The organism is Aeromonas sp. QDB62 (assembly GCF_027705695.1).
GTDB lineage: Bacteria > Pseudomonadota > Gammaproteobacteria > Enterobacterales > Aeromonadaceae > Aeromonas > Aeromonas allosaccharophila.
Genome location: NZ_JAPDCD010000107.1, coordinates 1 through 2,095 on the forward strand (window position 1 = coordinate 1; position 2,095 = coordinate 2,095).

Below are 2,095 nucleotides of genomic sequence, written 5' to 3' on the forward strand. Positions count from 1 at the left end.
GACATTGAGCTTGGTGTTAGTGAGCAGGCGATCCACCTGTTTAACCGCATGTTTACGTTCGAGACCGTTGGCCAAGGTGTCACCGCCGATGTAAAAATGACCCACTAACGCCGGAGTAAAGTTGACCCACCTGGGCCAAGATCGTGGCTTTTGAGCCACGCCCATGTTGACCCAGGAGTTATCAGTGGAAATCAGAGTGTTGGCCCGTCAGGGCATGAGTATCCGGGCTATCGCCTAGCAATTGCGGGTGTCCCGTAACACGGTTCGCAAGTATCTGCGCAACCCGGGCCTGCCAATCTATCCCAACCGAGCAGCCCGACCAACCAAGCTCGATCCTTTTAAACCCTATCTGCAAGCGCGTATCCAGGCAGCGAAGCCACACTGGATCCCGGCGACGGTTCTGCTCAGGGAACTGCGAGAGCATGGTTACACTGGCGGGCTCTCCCAGCTCAAGGCCTGGTTATCGCCTCTGCGCCATGACGCCTCTGGCACCATCGTCCGTTTTGAAACGGCCCCCGGTAAACAGATGCAGGTCGATTTCACCATTATCCGCCGCGGCAATCGGCCTCTAAAGGCCTTTGTTGCTACCCTGGGATTTAGCCGCGCCAGCTATGTCCGTTTCTTCGATCACGAACGTAATGATGCCTGGTTGACCGGACTGCGTGAGGCTTGTCATTTCTTCGGTGGGGTCCCGCAGGAGGTGCTATTTGATAATGCCAGCACCATCATCCGCGAACGGGATGCCTACGGTGAAGGTGACCATCGTTGGCACCCGGCCCTGCTCGCCTTGGCCGAAGAGTTCGGTTTTCGCCCCCGCGTCTGCCGTCCCTACCGGGCCCAGACCAAAGGCAAGGTCGAGCGCTTCAACGGCTACCTCAAACGCAGTTTTGTCACCCCACTGGCAGCCACCCTCAAGCAGGCAGGACTGGCGCTAGATGTGTCAACCGCCAATGCCCATATCGGCCCCTGGTTGCAAGACATCGCCAACCAGCGTAGCCATGGCACTACCGGTGAAGTCCCGGCTATCCGATTGCAACAAGAGCTGCCTCATTTTCTACCCCTGCCACAGGCGCTACCCGTTAGTCACGGCACCACGGCCACTGCGCGCCCCATGCCGCTGGAGAGCTTGCAGCATCCGCTATCGGTATACCAAGACCTGCTGGAGGTGAACGTATGAACTTGCAGCATGAACGCCTGATGGCCCTGAGTCAGGCGCTGCGCTTGGAAGGGATTGCTGCCCAGTGGTCAACACTAGCTCAGAAGGCGGCCAACGAGGAGGCGAGCTTCGCCGATTATCTGGAGTGGTTGCTGCACGCAGAGCAGACCTTGAGGACCGAGCGCACCCGCCAGACCTTGCTCAAATTGGCCACGTTACCCGTGGTCAAAACGCTGGAGCAGTACGACTTCGGCTTTGCCAGTGGCGCACCTCGCAGCCAGTTGCAGGAGTTGGCCAGCCTGGCTTTTATAGAGCGTAGCGAAAACATAGTGCTGCTGGGCCCAAGCGGAGTGGGCAAGACGCATCTTGCCATCGCACTGGCCTATCGGGCTCTGATGGCTGGCATCAAGACCAGATTTATCAGCGCAGCAGACCTGATGTTGCAGCTGCAAGCAGCTCAACGACAGGAGCGGCTTAATGCCTACTTCAGCCGTGTCGTGATGGGGCCGCGTTTACTGGTGATCGATGAGATAGGCTACTTGCCGTTTGGGCGTGAGGAAGCAAACCTGTTTTTCAATGTGATCGCCAAACGTTATGAGAAAGGGAGCCTGATCTTGACGAGCAATCTGCCCTTTAGCCAGTGGGCCAGCACCTTTGCCGATGATCAGACACTGACGGCAGCTATGCTCGATAGACTGTTACATCATGCACACATCGTTCAGATCAGCGGTGAAAGCTATCGTTTGAAAGAGAAACGCAAAGCGGGGGCCACACCCCAAACCAATTAACCCCATGTCCGGGTGGATCACTTTTCAATCGGCGAAATTAGCCAGAGTGGATCAGTTTTCGGTCGGCGTTGACACCAAGGAGAGGCCACTACCGATGGCGTGGATGGCCAGTGAACCTGACTCGATAACCCCGAGGGTAGCATTGGCGAGG

The 2,095-nt window shown here is 57.1% G+C and carries 1 protein-coding gene and 1 pseudogene; both read left to right on the forward strand.

The window, feature by feature from the left end; genetic code table 11:
- Window positions 1-163 precede the first annotated feature (163 nt).
- Window positions 164-1,177 (forward strand): annotated as a pseudogene (istA, locus tag OKC27_RS22595) (IS21-like element ISAeme17 family transposase).
- Window positions 1,174-1,944, forward strand: coding sequence for an IS21-like element ISAeme17 family helper ATPase IstB (gene istB, locus OKC27_RS22600; protein ID WP_126882615.1), 771 nt, complete (start codon window positions 1,174-1,176; stop codon window positions 1,942-1,944). The pseudogene istA and the gene istB overlap by 4 nt, the downstream one beginning before the upstream one ends.
- Window positions 1,945-2,095: the final 151 nt, after the last annotated feature.